Source organism: Streptomyces sp. NPDC001156 (genome assembly GCF_053598275.1).
On sequence record NZ_JBSFJX010000554.1, the window covers coordinates 1 to 1,240 of the forward strand.

At 68.1% G+C, this 1,240-nt stretch carries 3 protein-coding genes; all 3 read right to left on the reverse strand.

The genetic code is table 11. From position 1 onward, the window contains the following. Positions 1 to 228 precede the first annotated feature (228 nt). Entirely contained in the window at positions 229 to 429 is a 201-nt protein-coding gene (locus ACWDA7_RS53070; protein WP_450615433.1) for a hypothetical protein, read from the reverse strand. 230 nt (positions 430 to 659) lie between these two features. Then, a complete protein-coding gene (locus tag ACWDA7_RS53075; protein WP_450615435.1) occupies positions 660 to 878 on the reverse strand; it encodes a hypothetical protein in 219 nt (72 codons plus the stop codon). Continuing rightward, positions 875 to 1,183 (reverse strand): DUF6221 family protein, encoded by a 309-nt coding sequence (locus tag ACWDA7_RS53080; protein ID WP_450615437.1) that lies wholly within the window; start codon positions 1,181 to 1,183, stop codon positions 875 to 877. Before ACWDA7_RS53080 ends, ACWDA7_RS53075 begins: the two co-directional genes overlap by 4 nt. Between the last annotated feature and the right edge of the window lie 57 nt (positions 1,184 to 1,240).

The window sequence follows — 1,240 nt, forward strand, 5'->3', positions numbered from 1 at the left end:
GATCACGCAGCACCGCTTCGAGCAGCTCCTCCTACATCAAGCTCCTCCTCGCGTTCAGGACGCACTCTGGCACAACTTCCAGACCGGCCAGGCGGCCAGCCGCTCACTGACCGCCTTCGATCACTGATCGTATTCGGACAGACTCGTCTAGGGTGATCCGGCTCCGGTCAACGGCCGCGAGCGAAGGCCGCCCGGCCTGCAGGCGCGGCGGGGCGCTTGGGCCTTCTCTCACGGTCTCGCCGACCACACCTCCGGCCCTCCGCCGTGCCCCTCGATCAGAAGTCTCTCGGGCACATCCACCTCGTCCCAGCCCTCCATGCCGACGCGGTTCAGGAACACGCTCAGGTCGTGCAGACTGCGCGCGGTGCCGAGGGTCTGATCGTCGATCTGGATACGCCGACCGCCTGTCTTGTCGGGCAGCGACACCATCACACGAGGTTCGGCCCTTTCACCAGCGTCACTCCTACCACGCTGGCGCGCATGCGGGGAGGGGCCCGTCTGCGGCACGTAGCCCGCCTCGCCCCATGAGGATGGAGCGGCGAGGCGGGCCTGCGGGGTGCGATAGATGTCGTGACGAGCTCACTGTGACGCGCGGGGCGCGCCCGGTCATGTAGCTCCGGGTGCGCCGACCTCCTTCGGGTGAGGGGCCTGTCAGCTGGTCAGACGAACCGCCAGCCGGACAGCCGGCCGTCCTCGCCAGCCTCGGCGGTCAGTCGCACGCCCGGCAGATCATGGACCTGGATGCCGAGGGCGTCGGCGATCTCGGTGGCCGGGTAGCGCTCCGGCTCGGCCTGCTCCGCCGGCGGGACGTCGGCGACGATCTCGGCCTGGTCGCCGAACAGCAGCAGGACAAGGACACGGACACGCTCAGCGGTCATGGTCTCCATTCCTCTCGGTAGGCGGGGTGGTCGCCGTATGCGGCGGCGAGCGACTTGATCGACCAGTAGTACGCGGCGTCGAAGCCACCGTCCGGGTACTTGGCCTCGCACTCGCCCTGGCACCACTTGTCGTGGGCCCGGATGATCCGCCGCTTGGCTTCCACTTCGGCGAGAGCGCGGGCCGGGTCGTGGCCGGCGATGTGCTCGCCAAGAACCGGCACGATGCGCTCGGCGATGACCATGCCGCCCTGCGCGCGCACGGCGGGTTCAACACCGTTGCGTTTGAGTGTTGAGGTGCAGGTCAAGCCCTGGTGAATGACGCAACGGGACGTCCTGATAGATCAACTTGTTGCTGAGGCAAG